Below are 19,395 nucleotides of genomic sequence, written 5' to 3'. Positions count from 1 at the left end.
ATGAAAAGCGATCGCGGCGATATCGAACTGGCTGGCGTCTGCAAGAGCTTTGACGGCGTGACGAATGTGGTCGACGGCGTCAACCTCAGGATCGACGACGGTGCCTATTGCTGCTTCATCGGCCCCTCCGGCTGCGGCAAGACCACGATCCTGCGCATGATTGCCGGCCACGAGGACCCGACAGCCGGCGAGATCGTGATCGGCGGCCAGAACGTCGTGGGGCTCGCGCCGGTGCAGCGCCGCACCGCGATGATGTTCCAGTCCTACGCCCTGTTTCCGCACCTGACGGTCCGCGAGAACATCGCTTTTGCATTGCGCGTCCGCGGCCAGTCCAAGGCCGACCGCTTGCGTGCGGCGGACGCCATGATTGAAAAGGTGCGGCTGACCCAGTTCGCCGACCGTCTGCCGGCGCAGCTCTCCGGCGGTCAGCAGCAGCGCGTCGCGCTGGCGCGTGCTGCGATCACCGAGCCGCGGGTGCTGCTGCTCGACGAGCCGCTGTCGGCGCTGGACGAGCAGCTTCGCGTCCAGATGCGGCAGGAGCTTCGCCGGATGCAGCAGGAGCTCGGCATCACCTTCATCCATGTCACCCACACCCAGCTCGAGGCGATTGCGCTGGCCGATCTCGTTGTGGTGATGGAGCAGGGCAAGATCAAGCAAGCCGGCGCGGCGCGCGATGTCTACGCCCATCCGCACGACCGCTACGTCGCCGAGTTCATGGGTGGCCAGAACGTGCTGTCGGGCCGCGTCGAGAAGGTCAATGGCGCGAGCTTCACGCTCGCAGCACCTTCCGGCATCGAGGTGCCGCTTCAGGCACGACCCACTATCAACGTCGGCGACCAGGTCGATATCGCCGTGCGCCGCGACGATGTCGCACTTGTCAGGCCGGGCAGGGACCTGCCGCCGGGCTATACAACCTCGCTGCCGGGCCGCGTGCTCGCGATCGAATACCAGGGCTATTTCGTCAAGGTCATGCTCGACACCGTGCCGGACGACGAGTTCGTCGCCTACGTGCCGGAAAAGACCTTCTTTGCGGATCCTTTCACCGTCGGCGATGTCGTCATGGCCACATGGGCCACCGGCAGCGCGCTTCCCCTCGCCTAAAGCCCCGTCGCGCACAGGAGTATGACCGTGCAGATATCCTTCACACTCAACGGCCGGCCCACCACCGTGGATGTCGAGCCGGCATCGCTCGTCGCCGAACTGCTGCGCGAACAGCTTCACCTCACCGGCACCCATATCGGATGCGATACCAGCCAGTGCGGCGCCTGCGTGGTGCATCTGGATGGTCTTCCCGTGAAGAGCTGCACGCTGCTCGCTCCCGCACTCGACGGCGCGACGCTGCTCACCATCGAAGGCCTGCAAGGCGCGCCCGGTTCGAACCTGATGCATCCGATGCAGGAGGCGTTTCGCGAGCATCATGGCCTGCAATGCGGCTTCTGCACGCCCGGCATGCTGATGACCGCGGTGGCGCTCGCGGCGGAGAAGCCGGACCTGACTGAAGCCGATGTCCGTCACGGCCTCGAAGGCAATATCTGCCGCTGCACCGGCTACCAGAACATCGTCGTCTCGGTATTGGCCGGGGCTGCCGCCATGAACGCCGCCAAGGGAGACTGACCATGAGCAATGTGATCGGCATCGGCGCCTCACCGAAACGCAAGGAAGACCAGCGCTTCCTGACTGGCCGCGGCAATTACGTCTCCGACATCAAGCGCCCCGGCATGACGGCGGGCGTGTTCGTGCGTTCGCCGCACGGGCATGCAGTCTTGCGCGGCATCGACAAGGCGGCGGCTCTGGCCTCACCGGGCGTGATCGCCGTGCTGGCCGGCGAGGATACCGCAGCGGATAAGCTGGGTTCGTTACCCTGCGGCTGGGGCATTTCGGACGCCAAGGGTGTGCCGATGAAAGAACCTCCGTTTCCGATGCTGGCCCAGGGCAAGGTGCGCTTCGTCGGCGACATGGTGGCCTTCGTCATCGCGGAAACACCGGAGCAGGCCAATGCCGGGGCCGAACTGTTGAAGATCGACTACGAGGTGCTGCCCTCCGTGGTCGGCGTGCTCGAAGCCGTCAGGCCCGGCGCGCCGCAATTGTTCGACGACGTCCCGAACAACATCTGCTGCGACTGGGAGCTTGGCGACAAGACCGCGGTGGAAACGGCCTTTCGCAAGGCCGCGCATGTGGCAAAACTCAGCCTCGTCAACAACCGCCTGATCGGCAATCCCATGGAGCCGCGTGCGGCGATCGCGGAATACGAGCCGGGCACGGACCGTTTCACGCTATGGACCACCAGTCAGTTCCCGCATGTGGTGCGGTTCCTGATGGGGGCGCTGGTGCTGAACATCCCGCAGCACAAGCTGCGCGTGGTCGCGCCCGACGTTGGCGGCGGCTTCGGCGTCAAGCAGTTCCATTACGGTGAGGAGGCCGTGATCACCTGGGCCGCCAAGCGCGTGAAGCGGCCGGTGAAATGGGTGGCCAGCCGCTCCGAGGGTTACGTCTCCGATCGCCACGGCCGCGATCACGTTACCGAGGCCGAACTTGCGCTCGATGAAAACGGAAAATTCCTCGCCTTCCGCGTCAACACGCTCGCGAATATGGGCGGCTATCTCTCGACCTTCGGGCCGAACATCCCCACCAATCTGTATGGTCCGCTGCTCGGCGGCGTCTACACCACGCCGGCGATCTACTGCAATGTAAAGGTGGTTTTCACCAACACCGTGCCTGTCGACGCCTATCGCGGTGCAGGCCGGCCCGAGGCGACCTTCGTGCTGGAGCGCATCGTCGATGTCGCCGCCAGCGAGATGGGTATCGACCGCGTCGAGATTCGCCGCCGCAACATGATCCCGAAGGAGGCCTATCCGTACCAGACGCCGGTGCTGGTGCAGTACGATTCCGGCGATCCCATGGGTTGCCTCGACGGTGCGCTGGTGGCCGCCGACGTGAAGGACTTTGGCGTGCGCAAGGCGGCCTCCGCCAGCAAGGGCAAATTTCGTGGGCTCGGTTACTCCACCTATGTCGAGGCCTGCGGCCTGGCGCCGTCGCGCTTTGCGGGCCGGCTCGGCGCGCGCGGCGGTCTCTACGAAAGCGCCACGGTGCGGGTGCATCCGACCGGCCAGGTGACTGTCATGATCGGCACGCACAATCACGGCCAGGGCCATGAGACGACCTTTGCGCAGATTGTCTCGGACAAGCTCGGCGTCGCCTTTGAGAATGTCGACATCGTGTTCGGCGATACCGACCGCGTACAGTTCGGCATGGGCACCTATGGCTCGCGCTCCCTGGTGGTCGGTGGCACCGCGCTCTCCAAGGCGACCGACAAGGTCATCGCCAAGGGCAAGAAGATCGCGTCCCATCTGCTTGAGGCGGCTGAAGTCGACATCCATTTCGAGAGCGGCAAGTTCTCGGTTGCTGGCACCGACCGCATGAAGACCTTCGAGGAGATCGCGGGCGCGGCCTATGTGCCGCATAATTATCCGCTCGAAGTGCTGGAGCCGGGGCTGGAGGAACAGGCCTATTACGACCCCGTCAATTTCACCTATCCCGGCGGCTGCCATATCGCCGAGGTCGAGGTCGATCCCGAAACCGGCACGGTGACGCTGGTCAACTACACCGCGGTCGACGATGTCGGCACGGTCATCAACCCGATGATCGTCGAGGGCCAGCTGCATGGCGGCATCGTGCAGGGTGTCGGTCAGGCGCTGTTCGAGAATGCGGTCTATGACGAAGGCTCCGGCCAGCTGCTGTCGGGCTCGCTGATGGATTACTGCATGCCGCGCGCCGACCATCTGCCGATGATGAAGGTCGCGACGCATTCGACGCTCTGCACGCATACGCCGATGGGCGTGAAGGGCTGCGGCGAGGTCGGCACCATCGGCTCGCCGGCCGCCGTCATCAATGCCGTGGTCGATGCGCTGTCGCATCTCGGCGTCACCCATGTCGACATGCCGGCGACGCCGAACCGGATCTGGCGGCTGCTGCAAAACGCGTCGCTGCCGGTCGCCGCGGAATAGGGAGGACAACAACGATGAAACCATTTGCCTATCACCAGCCCGACCAGATTCCCGACGCGGCCAAGCTTCTGACCACGATCGAGGACAGCAAGCTCGTCGCCGGCGGCATGACGCTGATCCCGACATTGAAGCAGCGGTTGGCGAGCCCGCCTGCGCTGGTTGATCTCTCCAAACTCGGCTCCCTGAAGGGCATCACCGACGACGGTGCCACCATCACCATCGGCGCGATGACGCCGCATGCCGTGGTGGCCGCCTCGAAGCTCGTGCAAACGAAAATCCCTGGGCTGGCTGCGCTGGCTTCGATGATCGGCGACCCCGCCGTGCGCAGCCGCGGCACCATCGGCGGCTCCGTCGCCAATAACGATCCCGCGGCGGATTATCCGGCCGGTGTGCTCGGTCTCGGCGCCACTGTCATCACCAGCACGCGGGAGATCGCGGCCGACAAGTTCTTCCTCGGCCTGTTCGAGACTGCGCTAGAGCCGGGCGAGATCATCACCGCGATCCGTTTCCCCGTCCCGCTGAAAGCGGGTTACGCAAAGTTCAAGGCGCCGGCGTCGCGTTATGCGCTGGTCGGCGTGTTCGTCGCGAAATTCGCCGATGCTGTCCGCGTCGCCGTAACCGGCGCGGGTCCCGGCGTGTTCCGCGTTCCGCCGATGGAGGCGGCGCTGTCGGAGAACTTCGAGCCGTCCGCCATCGCGGCGGTCAAGATCGACAATGATGGCCTCACCTCCGATATCCACGCCGAAGCCGATTACCGTGCGCATCTCGTCACGGTGATGGCCAAGCGCGCCGTCGACGCGGCGCTCAGCTAGCTCGTTAGGGTTGATGATGACTGATGGTTCCGGCCGAGCGGCCGTCCCGCCGGCGCCGAGTGGCCTAGGCGCGCTTTCTGCAACCGAGATCATGGCCGGCTACCGGCGCAAGGCGTTCACCCCGCGCGATGTGGTCGACGACACCATCGCCGCGCTGGAGGCAACGAACGAGACCTGCAATGCGTTGGTCACGCCGATGTATGAGCAGGCGAGGGCGGATGCTGACCGCGTCACAAAGGAGATGCGGGCGGGCGAGGCCAAGGGACCGCTCGCGGGTGTGCCCGTCACGATCAAGGACCTCGTCTTTGTTGCGGGCGTGCCGGCCTATGCCGGCTCGCCGATGAACAAGAGCTTTGTGCCCGAGGCCGATGCCGCGGTGGTGTCCGCGCTGAAAGCGTCAGGCGCGATTATCACCTGCAAGACCACGACCTGCGAATCCGGCTACAAGCTGACGGCCGATAGCCCCGTGACCGGGATCACGCGCAATCCCTGGAATCCCCGTCGCACCAGCGGTGGATCGAGCGGCGGCGCGGCGGCCGGTGTGGCCGCCGGCTGCGGTCCGATTGCGATCGGCACCGACGGCGTCGGCTCGATCCGCGTGCCATCGTCCTTCTGCGGCGTGTTCGGGTTGAAGCCGACCTTCGGCCTCGTGCCGCGCTCGCCCGGCTTCTCGCCGCCGTCCTGGGCCTCACTCGCCCATACCGGGCCGATCACGCGCACCGTTGCGGATGCCGCGCTGACATTGGAGATCATTGCTGGCTACGATCTCCGTGACGCCGCAAGCCTTCCCGTGTCCGCGCGCCGGTTCGACACCAACCCCGGGCGGCTGGATGGCATTCGTATCGGCGCCAGCGCCGATCTGGGCTATGCCGCTGTCAGCCCTGATGTCTGCGCGGCCTTTGGCAAGGCACTCGCCATTCTCGATTCCTGCGGCGCGCAGGTCACCATGGATGGGCCAGGTCTCGACCCTGATATCCTCGAGCATACGTTGAAGCCGATCGCGTTCACGGAGCAGGCCGCCGCGGTCGCGACCAAGACGGCCGCCGATCTCGCCGGCTCGGAGGCGGACTATCGCAATGTCGTCAGCGCTGGTCGCCGCTACAGCGGTACGGATTATATCGAAGCGAGTTACCGCCGCGGCCAGGCGCGCAATGCGTTCGTCAAACTGTTCGAGCGCGTCGATGTGCTGGTGACGCCGACAGTCGCGGTAACCGCCTTCGAGGCCGGGCAGATCGGCGTCGAGAGTGTCGATGGCAAGGAGGTCGATCCGCATCTCGGCTGGTCGCCCTTCACCTGGCCGATCAATCTTGCCGGTCTTCCGGCGGCGACGCTGCCCTGCGGCTTCGATCGCGACGGTATGCCGATCGGGCTTCAGATCATTGCGCCCTGGCTCGACGAGCCCACGATCTTCCGTATCGCCGCAGCCTTCGAGCAGGCGCAGCCCTGGGCCAAATTCTGGCCGCAGGTTGCGTTGCGTGGGTGGCCCAGGGCGTAGGGCTGGAACCAGTCGGCCTCTTATCGGCCGCGGTTCGAAAAATTTTTCGAGCCGCCCTCTTGAAATCAGCAGCCGTTTTTATAATTCGTTTTTCGCCGCGAGAGCGGTGTGCCGGGCGCCAGATCGGGCCCGGCGCGGGCGCCGGACCGGTCGTCGGACCCGTCTGATACCCTGTCCTGCGCTCCTTCGTATCCATCTTGCTCTTTGGAGGACTTGGTTATGAGGACCAGTTTTGACTTCGCGCCCCTGTGGCGCTCCACCATCGGCTTCGATCACCTGGCCGACCTCGTCGATAGCACGCTACGCCAGGCGACCGAGGATAACTATCCCCCCTACAACATCGAACGTTCTGGTGAAGATCACTACCGGATCAGCCTTGCTGTGGCAGGTTTCAGTCCCGGCGATATCAACGTGACGGCCGAGCAGAACGCGCTTACCATCGAGGGCAAGAAGCCGGAGACCGCTGCGCGCGAATACCTGTATCAGGGCATCGCCGCCAGGCCATTCCGGCGCGTGTTCAACCTTGCCGACTATGTCCAGGTGAAGCAGGCCTCCTTCCAGGACGGTCTCCTGATCATCGACCTCGTCCGGGAAGTTCCCGAGGCCATGAAGCCGCGCCGGATTCCGATCGCGGGCGGCCCTCCTGCGGCATCGCAGATCGAGCAGAAGAAAGCAGCTTAAGCGCTCGATCGGTTCAGTGCTGGAACGCGGCGTGCGGATGCGCGCCGCGCTCCCGATGCATAAGGAGAGAACCATGGCTATTCGTCATCTGATTCCCTGGTCCAGAAACCAGGAGCTTGCGCCGCCGCGCGAGAATTTCGATCCGTTCCTGACGCTTCACCGCGAGATGAACCGTCTATTCGACGACATCTTCCGCGGCATCAGTGCGACCAGCCTGTCGCCGCTGATGGAAGGCCGCTTTGGCTGGCCCAAGGTCGAACTGAGCGAGACCGACAAGACGCTGACCGTCTCGGCCGAACTTCCTGGCCTCACCGAGAACGACGTCCAGGTTGAGATCGCCAATGGCGTCCTGACCGTCCGCGGCGAGAAGAAGGCGGAGCGCAACGGCGAGGGCCGGTACTTCACCGAGCGCTACTATGGCGCGTTCGAGCGGCAGATCCCGCTGGAGGGCGTCGAGGAGGACAAGGCCGAGGCGTCGTTCAGGAACGGTGTCCTGACCGTGTCACTGCCGAAGTCCGAGAAGGCGCGCGAAGGCGTCAAACGCATCGCAATCAACACGCACTAGCATCAACCGGGCGGCGGCGGTTGCCGCCGTTCCATCGTCAACAAAACCGTCCCTTGGAAAGGAGCATGACGGAGGCACCACCAATGACCAAGATGAATATCAATTCCGGCACTCTCAATCCGCTGTTTCATCCCGCGGCCCACTACGACTCGCCTGCCGACGTTCTGAATGCACAGGAGCTCTCTCCATCAGAGAAGCGGATCATCCTGTCGTCCTGGGCGTCCGACATGTACGCCGTCGAATCCTGTCCCGCCTTGCGCGAGATCCCCGGCATGAGCCACACGGTTCGGCTCACCGATATTTTGGCTGCCCTGCGCAGGCTCGACGGGGACAACGACAATGACGACCCGCCGCGCGGCGGCGGCGTTCCGATGCGGCTGCGGCGGCCATGGGCCGCCGCAGAGGGGCAAGGCGCATGATGCTCACGCAGACGGTTCTGGGAGTCGTGCTGCTTGGCCAGGCCTCGGCGGTCTGCGTCGTTCCGTTTCTGGCGCTGCAAGGCCTCATCATTGGGCCGCGTGCCGAGATCTGAGGCCAGAGTTTCCACGTTCCGAGACGAGGTGGCAGGTACTGAAGATGCGTGCTGTACGATGGCTCTTGCTGGCGATGCTGGTGCTGACGCTCACGGCGTCGCAGCCTGCTGCCGGCCAAATTCCCGACCTGAAGACGGGCGGCTCGCTGCCGACCCTCGCGCCGCTCGTGCGCCAAGTGACGCCCGCTGTGGTCAACATCTCCGTACACGGGCGGGTGAGGGAGGATAATCCGCTCTACCGCGACCCGCTGTTCCGCGAGTTCTTCGACGTCCCCCGGCAGATCGAAAAGGAGGTCAGCGCGACAGGCTCCGGGGTCATTGTCGATGCCCAGCGCGGCTACGTCTTGACCAACAATCACGTGGTCGAGGGTACTTCCGCCGTGCAGATCACGACCAAGGACGGCCGGCAGTTTTCCGCGAAGGTCGTCGGCCGGGATCCGCCTACGGATGTTGCTGTGCTCCAGGTTCAGAACCCGACCGGGCTCAAGGCGCTCGCCTTCGGTGACAGCGACGCGCTCGAAGTCGGCGACTTCGTGCTTGCGATCGGAAATCCGTTCGGGCTCGGTCAAACCGTGACGTCTGGACTCGTCAGCGCTTTGGGCCGGACCGGTCTCGGCAAGCAAGGCTATGAGGATTTCATCCAGACCGACGCCGCAATCAATCCGGGCAATTCCGGCGGGGCGCTGGTCAGCCTGCGCGGAGAACTCGTCGGCATCAACTCGGCGATCATCTCGCCCGCCGGCGGCAATGTCGGCATCGGCTTTGCCATTCCGGTCAACATGGCACGCAAGGTGATGGAGCAGATCATCGCCAACGGCCGCGTCGAGCGTGGCCGTATCGGCATCTCGCTGAACGACCTGCATCCGTCGGCTAACAAGGGAGTGATTCAAGGTGCCGTCATTGCCGAAGTGGCCGCGGATTCGCCCGCGGAAAGGGCAGGTTTGCGCAAGGGGGATGTGGTCACCGGAGCCGACGACCGCCCGATCCGCACCGCCGCCCAGCTCCGCAACACCATCGGCCTTGCCCGCGTCGGCGAAGATGTGAGGCTCTCGGTCTTGCGTAGCGGCGTTCCGCTCACCGTGAGCGTCAGGATCGCGCCGGCGAGCGAATCCAGCAGTGCCCTCGCAGGGCCCAATCGCCTCGTTCGTTGAAGCGGTCGCAAGGGACGCCCCGAAGCATCGGCGGTTTATCCCCTAGGCATGGCAACTATGAGACCGGTTTCCCGGCGGCGATAGCCCGGTCCTGCGAGGTTGGCGAGCCGCATGACTGCGGTTCAAGCCGCGCGGTGATCCTGCTCGCCCTGCAAGTCGCGGATCAGCCGTCGCTCACGCTCGATCCGCTGAAGATAGAGCTCGCGCTCTTGCTCGGTCTTTGCGCTTGCAAGGAGGCGTTCGTAATGGCCGATCACCTTTTCGCTGCCGCGAATGAGTAGCTCTCGCCGGCTGATCATTGCATTGCTCCCCTCATATCGATCGGCGCCTGGGTGGCAGAGAGAGCGAGCGGGAAGGTCGCTGCGGTCAGGCTTTCGAGCGCCGACCGTTCTTCCGTGAGGCGTCTCTCGATGAACTGGCGCTCGAGCTCAGAGAGCTTGGTATTCAGAAGGCGCCGATAGCGGTGGATGTTGTTTCGGTGTGCACGAATGCGGGCCAAATTCTCGTCGAGCATCGTCGTCTCTCCAGACGGTCGCGTTAGATCCTTTAATTTTCGAGGGTGAGAACGTGTCTTCTCGACACGAAAATATGCAGCCGGAATTGCGTGTCAAGAGATTTGCGAGGCGCTGGCGAGCGTCGCTGATCCCGCAGGAGCTATGATAGCTCGATCGGTGCGCCGCGGCCGCTGAGCTCTTCGTCGAGGCGCAGATAGTGCGCGAGATAATCGTGCAGCGCGGTCGCGGCCTTCGAGGTGGCGCCGCTGGACTTGTAGAGCAGCAGCTCGATCTTCGGCAGCGGCGGCAGTCCTTCATTCGGGCCGATCTCGCGCATCGCCGGCACCAGCGCGCTGCGGCCGAGCACGGTGACGGCCATGCCGGCGAAGGACGCGGCTTGCAATCCACCCACGCTCTCGCTGACGCAGGCGATGCGCCAGCGCAAATTGGCGCGCTCCAGTGTGTCGATGGCGTAGTCGCGATAGATGTTGCCCGGCGGCAAGAGTGCAAGAGGGATCGGGCGTTCCTGATGCGCTGAGGATTGCTCGCCCGTCATCCACACCAGTTGTTCGCGCCGTACTACCTGGCCGCCCGTAAAGTCGTTCATGCGGGTGACGAGCGCGATGTCGACATCGCCGCGCTTGACGAGCCCGACCAGCGGCGTCGACAGCGCGCAGTTGAGCTCGACCTGCACGCGCGGAAAGGACTTTCGGAACACGCTCAGGATTTGCGGCAGCATGAACGCCGCATAGAGGTCGGGCGTGCCGAGCACGACCTGGCCTTCGATCTCCTGCGAGGCCAGCTGGGAGATCAGCTCGTCATGCAACCTGAGGATGGATTTGGCGTAGGTGAGGACGGTGGTGCCGTCGTCCGTCAGTATCAGCCTGCGGCCGCCATGCTCGAACAGCTGCTTGCCGGTGAGCTCCTCGAGCCGCTGCAATTGCAGCGTGATCGCAGGCTGGGTGCGGCCCAGCCGTCGCGCGGTCTCGGTGATGCTGCCGGTCTCGACCACCGAGATCAGCGACCGGAGCATGCGGATGTCGAGACTGATGAGGTTCATGCGGTGTCCATATCGCCCAGAATTTATGCAAGTTCCATGCTAGGGCCGATGGCGCGGTCCGCAAGATGGCGGGTCATGTCCGGCCGCGACGTTGCTGGCATAATGAATATCGGCTATCTGCCAAGATGGCGCGCACGACGTCGCCCAAGAATGCCAGAGGGGGAAGAGAACCATGACAGAAACCACCCGCCGCAGCGTGCTCTCGGCCGCGGCCGCGATGACCGCCGCGGGTCTTGCTGAAGCGGCGCCCGCCGCTGCACAGGCCGCGCCCAAGCCGATCTTCGCGGTGCCGATGGTCACGATTCCGATCGTCGGCGAAACGGATGTGTTCCAGGTCCGCCGTATCTACTGCATCGGTCGCAACTATGCCGCGCACGCGATCGAGCGCGGCTCGGATCCGAACCGCGAGCCGCCATTCTTCTTTCAGAAGCCGACCGACGCGATCCAGAACGTCGCGGTCGGCGAGGTCGCCGATCACCCCTATCCGTCATTGACCAAGAACTACCACCACGAGGTCGAGCTGGTCGCTGCATTGAAATCCGGCGGCACCAACATCGCGCCCGAGAAGGCGCTCGATCACGTCTATGGCTACGCGCTCGGCCTCGATATGACCCGGCGCGATCTCCAGAACGGCATGGCCGCGGAGAAGAAGCCCTGGGAGATCGGCAAGAGCTTCGACCATGCCGCGGTGCTCGGCCCGATCCACCCCGCGAGCAAGACCGGCCATTTCAAGAAGGGCGCCATTTCGCTCGCGGTGAATGGCACCGTGCGCCAGAGTTCCGATCTCAGCAAGATGATCTGGAGCGTCGCCGAGCAGGTCGCAAAACTGTCGGAAGCGTTCGAGCTCAAGGCTGGCGACATCATCTATTCCGGCACGCCGGAGAATGTCGGCCCGGTCGTGAAGGGCGACGTGCTCTTGTGCAAGCTCGAGGGCTTGCCTGACATGTCGATCAGGATCGTCTGACTTCTTGCTTCTTCCCGCCTGCGGGGAGAAAGCGCGGATTGCGTTGCGCTGACGCCTCCGCTGGAACCGCGTTTGACAGCGGAGGCCTTTGAATTGCCGGAGTTCCATCGGCCGCTGCCCTGTGTTGGGCAACGAACAAACCTCAAGCGGCCATATTTGAGTCAGAGTGATCTCCGGTGAGGGAGGCGCTCTGATGAAGAAAGTTTTGATCACTGCCATTGTGATGCTGGCCAGCGTGCCCGCAAGCGCCGTTGCGCAGGAGCGCGCGGGCTCTGCGGCGCTCGGAGCCGTGTCCGGCGCGGTCGTGCTGGGGCCGGTCGGTGCTGTTGCGGGCGCGGTGATCGGCTATACCGCCGGTCCTTCCATCGCCCGGTCATGGGGCGTGAGAGGTTCGCGCTCGCCAAGACACCGGCAGCCGCCACGCCGCGAGGCGTACGGGACCGCCGCCACCACTTCCTCGCAACGCACGCGCGAGGCGATGGAGGCCAACGGTCAGATGAGGGCGGCCGGCAATCCGCCGGTTCAAGCCGCTCCCGTGGTGCAACCGGCTCAAGTTGCGCCGGCGGCGACCACGACGCCACCCATTCAGGGGTTCGACTGAAACGACTCCAGGGCCGCGGCGATCTTCGGCCGCAGCCGGTCCACCGTCCGCGCGACCAATCCTCTAGAGTTGGCCGAGGATCTTCTTCGCGGCGCGAAGATGCGGCTTGTCGATCATCTGGCCGTCGAGCCGCAGCGTGCCGGAGTTCGGATTGCTCGCGAACGCCGCGATCACCTTCTCCGCCCATGTCCGCTCGGCGTCCGTTGGCGCGAATGCCGCATTGACGATGTCGACATGCTTGGGATGGATCAGCGCCTTCGCCGAAAAGCCGTCGCGGCGCGCGGCGCGGGTTTCCTGCTCGAGGCCGGCGAGATTGTCGATATCGGTATAGACAGTGTCGATCGGTGCCACCTCGGCCGCGGCCGCCGCCATCAGGCAGAGATCGCGCGCGAGGCGATAGGGACTGTGGAACACGCCGCCCGAGGCTTTTTCGGTGGCGCCCAGCGAGGCCGAAAGATCTTCCGCGCCCCACATCAAGCCGGCAAGGCGCGGGGAGCAGCCCTTGTAGCTGCCGAGCCCGAAGATCGAGCTGGCGGTTTCCGTCGCGACACAAACGATGCGCGTCGCGCCTGATGTGATGCCGGATGCTGCTTCCAGCGCTTCGAGCCAAGTCGCGACCTGGCGCACGTCGTCGCCGCCTTGCGATTTCGGCAGCACGATGCCGTCGGGTTTGCCGGGCATTACCGCGGCAAGGTCGGTGAGCGTCATGCCGGTATCGAGCGCGTTGACGCGGACATAGAGCTGGTGCGGGCCGGGGCGGCTGTTGAGCATCGCAAGCGTCAGGTTGCGCGCCTCCGGCTTCTTGTCGGCGACGACGGAGTCTTCGAGGTCGATGATCAGCGCGTCGGCCTTGCCTTCGCTGGCCTTCTCGAATTTGCGCGGGGAATCGCCCGGTACGAATAGCATCGAACGCATCAGACTGGCCTCTTGTGCATCATCGCCATGCGGCGGCATTTGCCGACGATCTCGTCGTTCTGGTTCAAGGCGTGGTGCTCGAACTCGACGATGCCCGCTTTCGGGCGCGATTTGGATTCTCTCAACGACAGCACCTTCGTCGTCGCCCGCAAGGTGTCGCCATGGAAGACCGGCTTTGGAAAAGTCACGTCGGTCATGCCGAGATTGGCGACGGTGGTGCCCAAGGTCGTATCATAGACCGTCATGCCGATCATGATGCCGAGGGTGTAAAGGCTGTTGAAAATGCGCTGGCCGAATTCGGTCTTTTCGGCGAAATGCGCGTCGATGTGCAGCGGCTGCGGATTGAGCGTCAGCAGGCTGAATAGGGTGTTGTCCATTTCCGTGACGGTCCGGGCCAGCGGATGCCTGAACTCCTGGCCCACGGAAAAGTCTTCGAAATAGAGTCCGGCCATCGCGGTTTCCCTCCCTGCGAAATAACGGCACGCGCGTAGCTTTGCGCCGCATGACGCTATGCATGTTAGACACAGTTGATAGACAAATTCACGTATCTGCATGCGGTTTTTCGAGCTAAAGAACGAGAAGCGAAGGCATGTCGGGCGCGGCAGGCGGCCATGGCCTTTACGCGGGGAACGCGATCGGGAGATGGCGCCATCGCGGCTCCCAACAAGGAGACCAAGACTATGGATTTCGCGCTCACCGATCAGCAGGAAGCCATTCGCGACGCCATCGCCAAGATCTGCGAAGGCTTTCCCGACGCCTATTGGCTGAAGAAGGATCACGACGGCGGCTTCCCGCACGACTTCCACAAGGCGCTGGCCGACGCCGGCTGGCTCGGCATCTGCGTTCCGGAAGAATATGGCGGCTCGGGCCTCGGCATCACTGAAGCTGCGATCATGATGCGCACCATCGCAGAGTCAGGTGCCGGCATGTCCGGCGCGTCCGCGGTGCATATCAACGTGTTCGGTCTCAACCCCGTCGTCGTGTTCGGCACCGAGGAGCAGCGCAAGCGCATGCTACCGCCGATGGTCGAGGGCCGCGAAAAGGCGTGCTTTGCCGTCACCGAGCCGAACACCGGGCTCAACACCACCCAGCTCAAAACCCGCGCCGTCGCCAAGAACGACCGCTACATCGTCAACGGCCAGAAGGTGTGGATCTCGACCGCGCAGGTCGCGCACAAGATTTTGCTGCTCGCGCGCACCACGCCGCTGGAAGAAGTGCGTTCGCCGACCCACGGCCTCAGCCTGTTCTACACGGACTTCGACCGCGAGAAGATCAAGGTCCATGAGATCGAGAAGATGGGCCGCAAGATCGTCGATTCCAACGAGCTGTTCTTCGAGGATTTTGAGATCCCGATGGAGGACCGCATCGGCGAAGAAGGCCGCGGCTTCGAATATATCCTGGAAGGCATGAATCCCGAGCGCATCCTGATCGCAGCCGAAGCGGTTGGCCTCGGCAAGCTCGCGCTGTCGCGCGCGACCGAATACGCCAAGACGCGCGTTGTGTTCAATCGTCCGATCGGCAAGAATCAAGGTATTCAGCATCCGCTCGCGATAAACTGGGTCGAGCTCGAGGCGGCCTGGCTGATGGTGATGTCGGCGGCCTGGCAATACGACAAGGGCATGCCCTGCGGCGCGGCAGCCAATGCCGCCAAATATCTTGCGGGCGAGGCTGGCTTCTCCGCCTGCGAGCAGGCGGTGATGACCCATGGCGGCTTCGGCTATGCCAAGGAATTTCACGTCGAACGCTATTTGCGCGAGATCCTGATCCCGCGCATCGCGCCGGTCAGTCCGCAGCTCGCACTGAGCTTCATCGCGGAAAAGGTGCTGGGGCTCGCCAAATCGTACTAAAAACAAGTCGTACCGGAGGACGCCAGGCGCTAGCTTAGTTCGGCCGCGATCCGCTCCATCGCCATGGCGCGGAGTTTTGCGCGCTGGATCTTGACGCCATTGGCGCTGTCAGTAACGGGGAAGGCGTCCACGACGTAGATCCGCGCCGGAATCTTGTAGCCGGCAAGCCGCTCGCGCAGGTGTGCTGTCAGCACCTCCTGACGCGGCGAGGTGCCTGCAGGAATGACGAAGGCGACGCAGCGCGCCTGGCCCTTCAGATCGACCGCGACGACCTGCGCGTCGGCAACGCCGGCGCAGGACTTGAGCTCGTCCTCGATCTCGCCCGGCGCGACCAGGAAGCCGCCGAGCCGCATGGCATCGCCTGCGCGGGTCTCGTAGACAAAAGCGCCGCCGCGCAGGCGACCGATATCGCCGGTGCGGAGGAAGCCGTCCGCGGTGATCGCATCGCGCGTCGCCTCGGGATTGCCGAAATATCCGAGGAAGCGCGACGGCGCGCTGATCTCGATCTCGCCGGATATGCCGGGGACTGTGAGCTCGCCGGTCTCGGTGTCGCGCACGCGGACCTTTGCGTCCGGTGACATCGGCCAGCCGCCGCCCTCGATGCGGTCGGCGAAGGCGTCGCTGGCGCGGCCGATCGAGAACAGCGCCTGCACCTCGCTCGATCCGTAGAGGCCGTACAGCGGCAGGCCGCGTGCCTCGGCCTCCGCAGCCAGCTCGCGCCAGCCAGGCTGGAACGCCGCGAAGCCGCAGATTTCCAGATGCGGGAACGGCGCGTCGGTCAGCGCAAGGATGCGGCGAAACATCTCGTCGGAGCCGAAGGTGTGGGTGATCTTGTGCTCGCCAAGGATCTTCAGCGCCGGCGCCGCCTCGAAGGCGTCGAGCACGTGGACGGTGGCGCCGGCGGCAAAGAAGCCGAGCAGGCTCGTCATGCCGAAGGTGCCGCAGAACGGTAGCATCGCCAGCAGCGCGTGACGTTGCGCCGAAAGCTGGAGCGCCGTGGCAACGGAGTGGGCGTGGGTCGCAAGCGTCCGCTGCGAATGCGCGACCAGCTTTGGCCCTTTGGTCGTGCCCGATGTCGTGTAGAGCAGCACGGGCAGATCGACGTCATCCTGAGATGGAGCCGGGGGGCAAGGCTTGTCGAAGGCGTCGAAGCGTACACAGGGCCATTGCGCAGGGATCGCATCTGCGCCGACCACCGCGAGCTTTTGCAGCGCGGGCACATCGTCCCCGGCGATATCGGCGAGAATGGCGGCGAAATCGATCGATCGGAATGCCGCCTCGATCACCAACAGCTTTGCTCCCGATAGCTTCAGGAGATGCGAGACTTCCGCGCTGCGATAGCGCGTATTGACGGCGGCGACGATCGCACCGAGCCTGGCGGCGGCAAACAGCAGTGCAATCCATTCGACGCGGTTGACCAGCCAGACCGCCACGACGTCGCCCTTGCCGATACCCTCCGCGGCAAGCCAGGCTGTGGTCTGCTCGACCTTCCGAGCAAATTCCGCGCGCGAGACCGGCCTACCGTCAAACACGAAGGCGGGATCGGCTGTAGTGTCCGATCCGATCAGCGAATGCAGTGAAACACCGTCATCATGCATGGCCACCGGAGTAGCCCGATCGCGCAAACCTGTCTACTTGGTGCCGAACATCCGGTCGCCGGCATCGCCGAGACCCGGCACGATGTAGCCGTGATCGTTGAGCCGCTCGTCGATCGCGGCGGTCCAGATCGGCACGTCGGGATGCTCGCTCTCGAACTGCGCGATACCCTCGGGGGCCGCCAGCAGGCAGACGAAGCGGATGTCTCGGGCGCCGCGATCCTTCAGCAGGGAGGCGCCGGCGCAGGCCGAGTTGCCGGTCGCCAGCATCGGGTCCATCAGGATCACAGTACGGTCGGATAGGTCCTGCGGAGCCTTGAAGTAATATTCCACGGCCTGCAAGGTCTCAGGGTCGCGGTAGAGCCCGATATGGGCGATGCGGGCCGAGGGCATCAGCGCCAGCATGCCGTCGAGAAAGCCGACGCCGGCGCGCAGGATCGGCGCCAGCGTGAGCTTCTTGCCGGCGATCTTGGGCGCCTGCATCGGGGCGATCGGCGTCTCGATGTCGACCAGTTCCAGCGGCAGATCGCGCGTCACCTCGTAACCGAGCAGCATCCCGATCTCGTTCAGGATCTCGCGAAAGCTCTTGGTCGAGCGGTCCTTCTCCCGCATCAGCGAGAGCTTGTGCTGGACCAGGGGGTGGGCGACGACGTTGACGCTGCTTGTGCTCATGCGGCCGATCTAACACGGTTCCGCGAAGCGGCGCCAGATCGGCCGGGGCGTTTTCCGCAGGGGACGAAACGGCCTCGCCGGGCTGTGCGACTGCGGTATGTGCCATGTTGCCCCCCTCGTGGGCAGCCATGGTCAATTCGGATCTAGACGCCGAGCCCGCGTGCCGCGAGCGTGATCACGATCGTCAAGATCGCGCCCCAGATCAGGCTCAGCGTCATGATCAGGATCGTCGTGGTGACCGCGTGCTCGAGATGTCCCTTGAGAAGCGGCATGCTAGCTGTCCGAGGCGGGCGCAGCGGTGGCGCGCAGGCCGAGCAGCAGCGCGGCCATCAGCACGAGCAGCACGGCGATCTTGAGCTCGATCATATCGCGTTACCTCGCAGCCAAGCGCGCCAGAAGCCGCCCGGCATGTTCCGCAAGCGCGATAAGCGTATTGCCGCGATTCTCGATATCGAGCTCGAAGGTCTCGACGGGAAACACCAGCGCGCATCGTGCCGGCGCGCTCTGACGGTTGGCAAAGTCGACGGCCGAGCTCTTGAACAGGAACAGGCCGCCGATGCGTCCGCGCGCCTCGCGTGCGACCCAGAGGCCAGCGGCATTGCGGCCGACGAAGAAGGCCGGAATGGCGTCGCTGACGATGTCGGGGTCCAGCGGCTTGAGCTCCGTCGCAGCCCGCCGCCGCGGCTGGCGATGATCAGCTTGAAGAGCAATCGCGGCCATGGCGGCCTCCTCACACATCTGCAAGGTCATTGGTGGTCTCCATTGCCGTCAGGCGTGGAGGTGCCAAACATAAATCACGGTCTTCAGCGCGATGAGCGCGGCTAGGACACCGCCCATCGTGAGCACGGCTAGCGCACGCAGTGCGAAATGCTTGAGCTGGGCCTTGCGGTCCCTGGAGATCAGCGCCGGGCGTTCAGCCCAGCCGGAGGGCCGTTCAAAGCCCTGAGTCAGCATCGACATGTCAGAAGTCCTTGTCTTAGGAGCGACGCGACAGTCGCCCCAACCTGCCTCTCATGATGCGCATTGCAGCATAGGAATGCGAGACGGGCCGTGGTGCAGTCATATAGGAGCGCCATAAAGGCGCCTCTATGCGCCGATGCCGTCGATCAGTTCTTCATCGGCAATCGCCACGAACGCCTTGGTGACCTCTGCCTGAGCGGTGTCATCCAGCGGTACGATCGGCAGCCTGGTCGCCGGCGACATCAGGCCTAGCGTGCTCAGCGCATATTTGAGCGCCGCCGGGCTCTCCTTGCTGAGGCACGCGATCAGCGGAACGAGGCGCTTATACAGGTAGCGCGCGGTTTGCAGACGGCCCTGCCTGACTTGCGAGAAAATCGTGCGGCAGAGATCCGGCGCAATGTTGGAGACCTCCGAGATTGCGCCGTCGCCGCCGCCGGCGATATGGGCGAAGGCGGTGGCATCGTCGCCGGACAGCAACCGAAAGCCCGCCGGCAGCAGCCGGTTCAGGCGCATCGGCCGGGTGACATCGCCGCTGCCGTCACGCAAGCCGACGAACTGGCGTGATTCGACCAGACGCAGCAGCGTCTCGTCGGCGAGCGGGCGCAGCGTGCGGGACGGAACATCGTGCAAGATCACGGGCAGTCCTGTCGAGGCGGCAATCGTGCGGAAATGCGCGAGCATGCCCTCCTGCATCGGCTTGTTGTAGGCGGGCACCACCGACATGATGGCATCGGCACCGGCGGCCTCCGCGCGGCGCGCGAGCTCGACGGCGCGGCTGGTCGCGTTCGACATCGCGCCCGCGATGACTCGCACGCGACCACGGGCGACGTCGACCGCGGTGCGAATGACGAGCTCCCGCTCGGCGGGCGAAAGCGTTGGCGCTTCGCCCGCCGTCTCGCAGACCACGAGCGCGGGAACACCGGCCGCGACCTGGCGCTCGCATAGTGCGGCGAACGCCTTCAGATCAATTGCACCCGACGCATCGAACGGCGTCGGCAGATCCGGAATGAAGCCGGTGAACCAGGCTGATGGAGGGATGAACATGAT

The 19,395-nt window shown here is 64.5% G+C and carries 23 protein-coding genes; 12 read left to right on the top strand and 11 right to left on the bottom strand.

The window, feature by feature from the left end:
• The 9 genes from L6639_RS15985 (at position 1) to L6639_RS15945 (ending at position 9,240) form a co-directional block, all read left to right on the top strand.
• Positions 1-1,101, top strand: a complete 1,101-nt coding sequence (locus tag L6639_RS15985; RefSeq protein WP_237862667.1) for an ABC transporter ATP-binding protein — start codon at positions 1-3, stop codon at positions 1,099-1,101.
• A gap of 21 nt (positions 1,102-1,122) precedes the next feature.
• Positions 1,123-1,614, top strand: a complete 492-nt coding sequence (locus tag L6639_RS15980; RefSeq protein WP_237862666.1) for a (2Fe-2S)-binding protein — start codon at positions 1,123-1,125, stop codon at positions 1,612-1,614.
• A 2-nt stretch (positions 1,615-1,616) separates the two neighbouring features.
• On the top strand, positions 1,617-4,004 hold the full coding sequence (locus tag L6639_RS15975; protein ID WP_237862665.1) for a xanthine dehydrogenase family protein molybdopterin-binding subunit: 2,388 nt from the start codon (positions 1,617-1,619) through the stop codon (positions 4,002-4,004).
• Positions 4,005-4,018: 14 nt separating this feature from the next.
• Entirely contained in the window at positions 4,019-4,816 is a 798-nt protein-coding gene (locus L6639_RS15970; RefSeq protein ID WP_237862664.1) for an FAD binding domain-containing protein, read from the top strand.
• A 16-nt stretch (positions 4,817-4,832) separates the two neighbouring features.
• Entirely contained in the window at positions 4,833-6,311 is a 1,479-nt protein-coding gene (locus tag L6639_RS15965; protein ID WP_237862663.1) for an amidase, read from the top strand.
• 219 nt (positions 6,312-6,530) lie between these two features.
• A complete protein-coding gene (locus tag L6639_RS15960; RefSeq protein WP_237862662.1) occupies positions 6,531-6,992 on the top strand; it encodes an Hsp20 family protein in 462 nt (153 codons plus the stop codon).
• A 73-nt stretch (positions 6,993-7,065) separates the two neighbouring features.
• Positions 7,066-7,557: an Hsp20/alpha crystallin family protein gene (locus L6639_RS15955; protein WP_237862661.1), complete on the top strand. Its 492-nt coding sequence runs from the start codon at positions 7,066-7,068 to the stop codon at positions 7,555-7,557.
• 83 nt (positions 7,558-7,640) lie between these two features.
• Positions 7,641-7,976: a hypothetical protein gene (locus tag L6639_RS15950; RefSeq protein WP_237862660.1), complete on the top strand. Its 336-nt coding sequence runs from the start codon at positions 7,641-7,643 to the stop codon at positions 7,974-7,976.
• A 157-nt stretch (positions 7,977-8,133) separates the two neighbouring features.
• Entirely contained in the window at positions 8,134-9,240 is a 1,107-nt protein-coding gene (locus L6639_RS15945; RefSeq protein ID WP_237862659.1) for a trypsin-like peptidase domain-containing protein, read from the top strand.
• A gap of 122 nt (positions 9,241-9,362) precedes the next feature.
• Here the strand turns inward: L6639_RS15945 and L6639_RS15940 are convergent, their stop codons facing one another.
• The 3 genes from L6639_RS15940 to L6639_RS15930 form a co-directional block, all read right to left on the bottom strand.
• The gene (locus L6639_RS15940) at positions 9,363-9,539 is read right to left on the bottom strand and encodes a hypothetical protein (RefSeq protein WP_237862658.1); all 177 of its coding nucleotides are present in this window, start codon (positions 9,537-9,539) and stop codon (positions 9,363-9,365) included.
• Positions 9,536-9,754 carry a hypothetical protein gene (locus tag L6639_RS15935; RefSeq protein WP_237862657.1) on the bottom strand — a complete coding sequence of 73 codons (219 nt, stop codon included), beginning with the start codon at positions 9,752-9,754 and terminating at the stop codon, positions 9,536-9,538. The genes L6639_RS15940 and L6639_RS15935 overlap by 4 nt, the downstream gene beginning before the upstream one ends.
• A gap of 140 nt (positions 9,755-9,894) precedes the next feature.
• Positions 9,895-10,794, bottom strand: coding sequence for a LysR substrate-binding domain-containing protein (locus tag L6639_RS15930; protein ID WP_237862656.1), 900 nt, complete (start codon positions 10,792-10,794; stop codon positions 9,895-9,897).
• A gap of 172 nt (positions 10,795-10,966) precedes the next feature.
• Between L6639_RS15930 and L6639_RS15925 the strand changes: the two genes are divergently transcribed.
• Together L6639_RS15925 and L6639_RS15920 are read left to right on the top strand one after the other, a co-directional pair.
• Positions 10,967-11,758, top strand: coding sequence for a fumarylacetoacetate hydrolase family protein (locus L6639_RS15925; RefSeq protein WP_237862655.1), 792 nt, complete (start codon positions 10,967-10,969; stop codon positions 11,756-11,758).
• A gap of 193 nt (positions 11,759-11,951) precedes the next feature.
• Positions 11,952-12,359, top strand: coding sequence for a hypothetical protein (locus L6639_RS15920; protein WP_237862654.1), 408 nt, complete (start codon positions 11,952-11,954; stop codon positions 12,357-12,359).
• Between the two features lie 63 nt (positions 12,360-12,422).
• On the opposite strand, the gene L6639_RS15915 is transcribed toward L6639_RS15920, so the two are convergent.
• Positions 12,423-13,274 carry an HpcH/HpaI aldolase/citrate lyase family protein gene (locus L6639_RS15915; protein WP_237862653.1) on the bottom strand — a complete coding sequence of 284 codons (852 nt, stop codon included), beginning with the start codon at positions 13,272-13,274 and terminating at the stop codon, positions 12,423-12,425.
• A complete protein-coding gene (locus L6639_RS15910) occupies positions 13,274-13,726 on the bottom strand; it encodes a MaoC family dehydratase (RefSeq protein WP_237862652.1) in 453 nt (150 codons plus the stop codon). The genes L6639_RS15915 and L6639_RS15910 overlap by 1 nt, the downstream gene beginning before the upstream one ends.
• 228 nt (positions 13,727-13,954) lie before the next feature.
• Here L6639_RS15910 and L6639_RS15905 point away from each other — a divergent pair, with 228 nt between their 5' ends.
• The gene (locus tag L6639_RS15905) at positions 13,955-15,121 is read left to right on the top strand and encodes an acyl-CoA dehydrogenase family protein (protein ID WP_237863330.1); all 1,167 of its coding nucleotides are present in this window, start codon (positions 13,955-13,957) and stop codon (positions 15,119-15,121) included.
• A gap of 29 nt (positions 15,122-15,150) precedes the next feature.
• Here the strand turns inward: L6639_RS15905 and L6639_RS15900 are convergent, their stop codons facing one another.
• From L6639_RS15900 to dapA, 6 genes are all read right to left on the bottom strand, one after another.
• Positions 15,151-16,719 (bottom strand): AMP-binding protein, encoded by a 1,569-nt coding sequence (locus tag L6639_RS15900; RefSeq protein WP_237863329.1) that lies wholly within the window; start codon positions 16,717-16,719, stop codon positions 15,151-15,153.
• A gap of 33 nt (positions 16,720-16,752) precedes the next feature.
• Positions 16,753-17,388 (bottom strand): uracil phosphoribosyltransferase, encoded by a 636-nt coding sequence (gene upp, locus L6639_RS15895; protein WP_128950108.1) that lies wholly within the window; start codon positions 17,386-17,388, stop codon positions 16,753-16,755.
• Positions 17,389-17,531: 143 nt separating this feature from the next.
• Positions 17,532-17,660 carry a hypothetical protein gene (locus L6639_RS43060; protein ID WP_271604362.1) on the bottom strand — a complete coding sequence of 43 codons (129 nt, stop codon included), beginning with the start codon at positions 17,658-17,660 and terminating at the stop codon, positions 17,532-17,534.
• Between the two features lie 100 nt (positions 17,661-17,760).
• A complete protein-coding gene (locus tag L6639_RS15890; RefSeq protein ID WP_237862651.1) occupies positions 17,761-18,138 on the bottom strand; it encodes a hypothetical protein in 378 nt (125 codons plus the stop codon).
• 18 nt (positions 18,139-18,156) lie between these two features.
• Positions 18,157-18,348 (bottom strand): hypothetical protein, encoded by a 192-nt coding sequence (locus L6639_RS15885; RefSeq protein WP_237862650.1) that lies wholly within the window; start codon positions 18,346-18,348, stop codon positions 18,157-18,159.
• 126 nt (positions 18,349-18,474) lie between these two features.
• Positions 18,475-19,392 carry a 4-hydroxy-tetrahydrodipicolinate synthase gene (gene dapA, locus L6639_RS15880; protein WP_237862649.1) on the bottom strand — a complete coding sequence of 306 codons (918 nt, stop codon included), beginning with the start codon at positions 19,390-19,392 and terminating at the stop codon, positions 18,475-18,477.
• Positions 19,393-19,395: the final 3 nt, after the last annotated feature.

The organism is Bradyrhizobium zhengyangense (assembly GCF_022012555.1).
GTDB classification, from domain to species: Bacteria; Pseudomonadota; Alphaproteobacteria; order Rhizobiales; family Xanthobacteraceae; genus Bradyrhizobium; species Bradyrhizobium zhengyangense.
Note: the sequence above shows the minus strand (reverse complement) of the source record. Positions and strands in the feature narration are given on the sequence as shown.

Excerpts from the sequence above, each read along its gene's own strand:
- L6639_RS15985 (WP_237862667.1), top strand. The coding sequence starts at position 1 with ATGAAAAGCGATCGCGGCGATATCGAACTGGCTGGCGTCTGCAAGAGC.
- L6639_RS15980 (WP_237862666.1), top strand. The coding sequence starts at position 1,123 with ATGACCGTGCAGATATCCTTCACACTCAACGGCCGGCCCACCACCGTG.
- L6639_RS15975 (WP_237862665.1), top strand. The coding sequence starts at position 1,617 with ATGAGCAATGTGATCGGCATCGGCGCCTCACCGAAACGCAAGGAAGAC.
- L6639_RS15970 (WP_237862664.1), top strand. The coding sequence starts at position 4,019 with ATGAAACCATTTGCCTATCACCAGCCCGACCAGATTCCCGACGCGGCC.
- L6639_RS15965 (WP_237862663.1), top strand. The coding sequence starts at position 4,833 with ATGACTGATGGTTCCGGCCGAGCGGCCGTCCCGCCGGCGCCGAGTGGC.
- L6639_RS15960 (WP_237862662.1), top strand. The coding sequence starts at position 6,531 with ATGAGGACCAGTTTTGACTTCGCGCCCCTGTGGCGCTCCACCATCGGC.
- L6639_RS15955 (WP_237862661.1), top strand. The coding sequence starts at position 7,066 with ATGGCTATTCGTCATCTGATTCCCTGGTCCAGAAACCAGGAGCTTGCG.
- L6639_RS15950 (WP_237862660.1), top strand. The coding sequence starts at position 7,641 with ATGACCAAGATGAATATCAATTCCGGCACTCTCAATCCGCTGTTTCAT.
- L6639_RS15945 (WP_237862659.1), top strand. The coding sequence starts at position 8,134 with ATGCGTGCTGTACGATGGCTCTTGCTGGCGATGCTGGTGCTGACGCTC.
- L6639_RS15940 (WP_237862658.1), bottom strand. The coding sequence starts at position 9,539 with ATGATCAGCCGGCGAGAGCTACTCATTCGCGGCAGCGAAAAGGTGATC.
- L6639_RS15935 (WP_237862657.1), bottom strand. The coding sequence starts at position 9,754 with ATGCTCGACGAGAATTTGGCCCGCATTCGTGCACACCGAAACAACATC.
- L6639_RS15930 (WP_237862656.1), bottom strand. The coding sequence starts at position 10,794 with ATGAACCTCATCAGTCTCGACATCCGCATGCTCCGGTCGCTGATCTCG.
- L6639_RS15925 (WP_237862655.1), top strand. The coding sequence starts at position 10,967 with ATGACAGAAACCACCCGCCGCAGCGTGCTCTCGGCCGCGGCCGCGATG.
- L6639_RS15920 (WP_237862654.1), top strand. The coding sequence starts at position 11,952 with ATGAAGAAAGTTTTGATCACTGCCATTGTGATGCTGGCCAGCGTGCCC.
- L6639_RS15915 (WP_237862653.1), bottom strand. The coding sequence starts at position 13,274 with ATGCGTTCGATGCTATTCGTACCGGGCGATTCCCCGCGCAAATTCGAG.
- L6639_RS15910 (WP_237862652.1), bottom strand. The coding sequence starts at position 13,726 with ATGGCCGGACTCTATTTCGAAGACTTTTCCGTGGGCCAGGAGTTCAGG.
- L6639_RS15905 (WP_237863330.1), top strand. The coding sequence starts at position 13,955 with ATGGATTTCGCGCTCACCGATCAGCAGGAAGCCATTCGCGACGCCATC.
- L6639_RS15900 (WP_237863329.1), bottom strand. The coding sequence starts at position 16,719 with ATGCATGATGACGGTGTTTCACTGCATTCGCTGATCGGATCGGACACT.
- upp (WP_128950108.1), bottom strand. The coding sequence starts at position 17,388 with ATGAGCACAAGCAGCGTCAACGTCGTCGCCCACCCCCTGGTCCAGCAC.
- L6639_RS43060 (WP_271604362.1), bottom strand. The coding sequence starts at position 17,660 with ATGCCGCTTCTCAAGGGACATCTCGAGCACGCGGTCACCACGACGATC.
- L6639_RS15890 (WP_237862651.1), bottom strand. The coding sequence starts at position 18,138 with ATGACCTTGCAGATGTGTGAGGAGGCCGCCATGGCCGCGATTGCTCTT.
- L6639_RS15885 (WP_237862650.1), bottom strand. The coding sequence starts at position 18,348 with ATGTCGATGCTGACTCAGGGCTTTGAACGGCCCTCCGGCTGGGCTGAA.
- dapA (WP_237862649.1), bottom strand. The coding sequence starts at position 19,392 with ATGTTCATCCCTCCATCAGCCTGGTTCACCGGCTTCATTCCGGATCTG.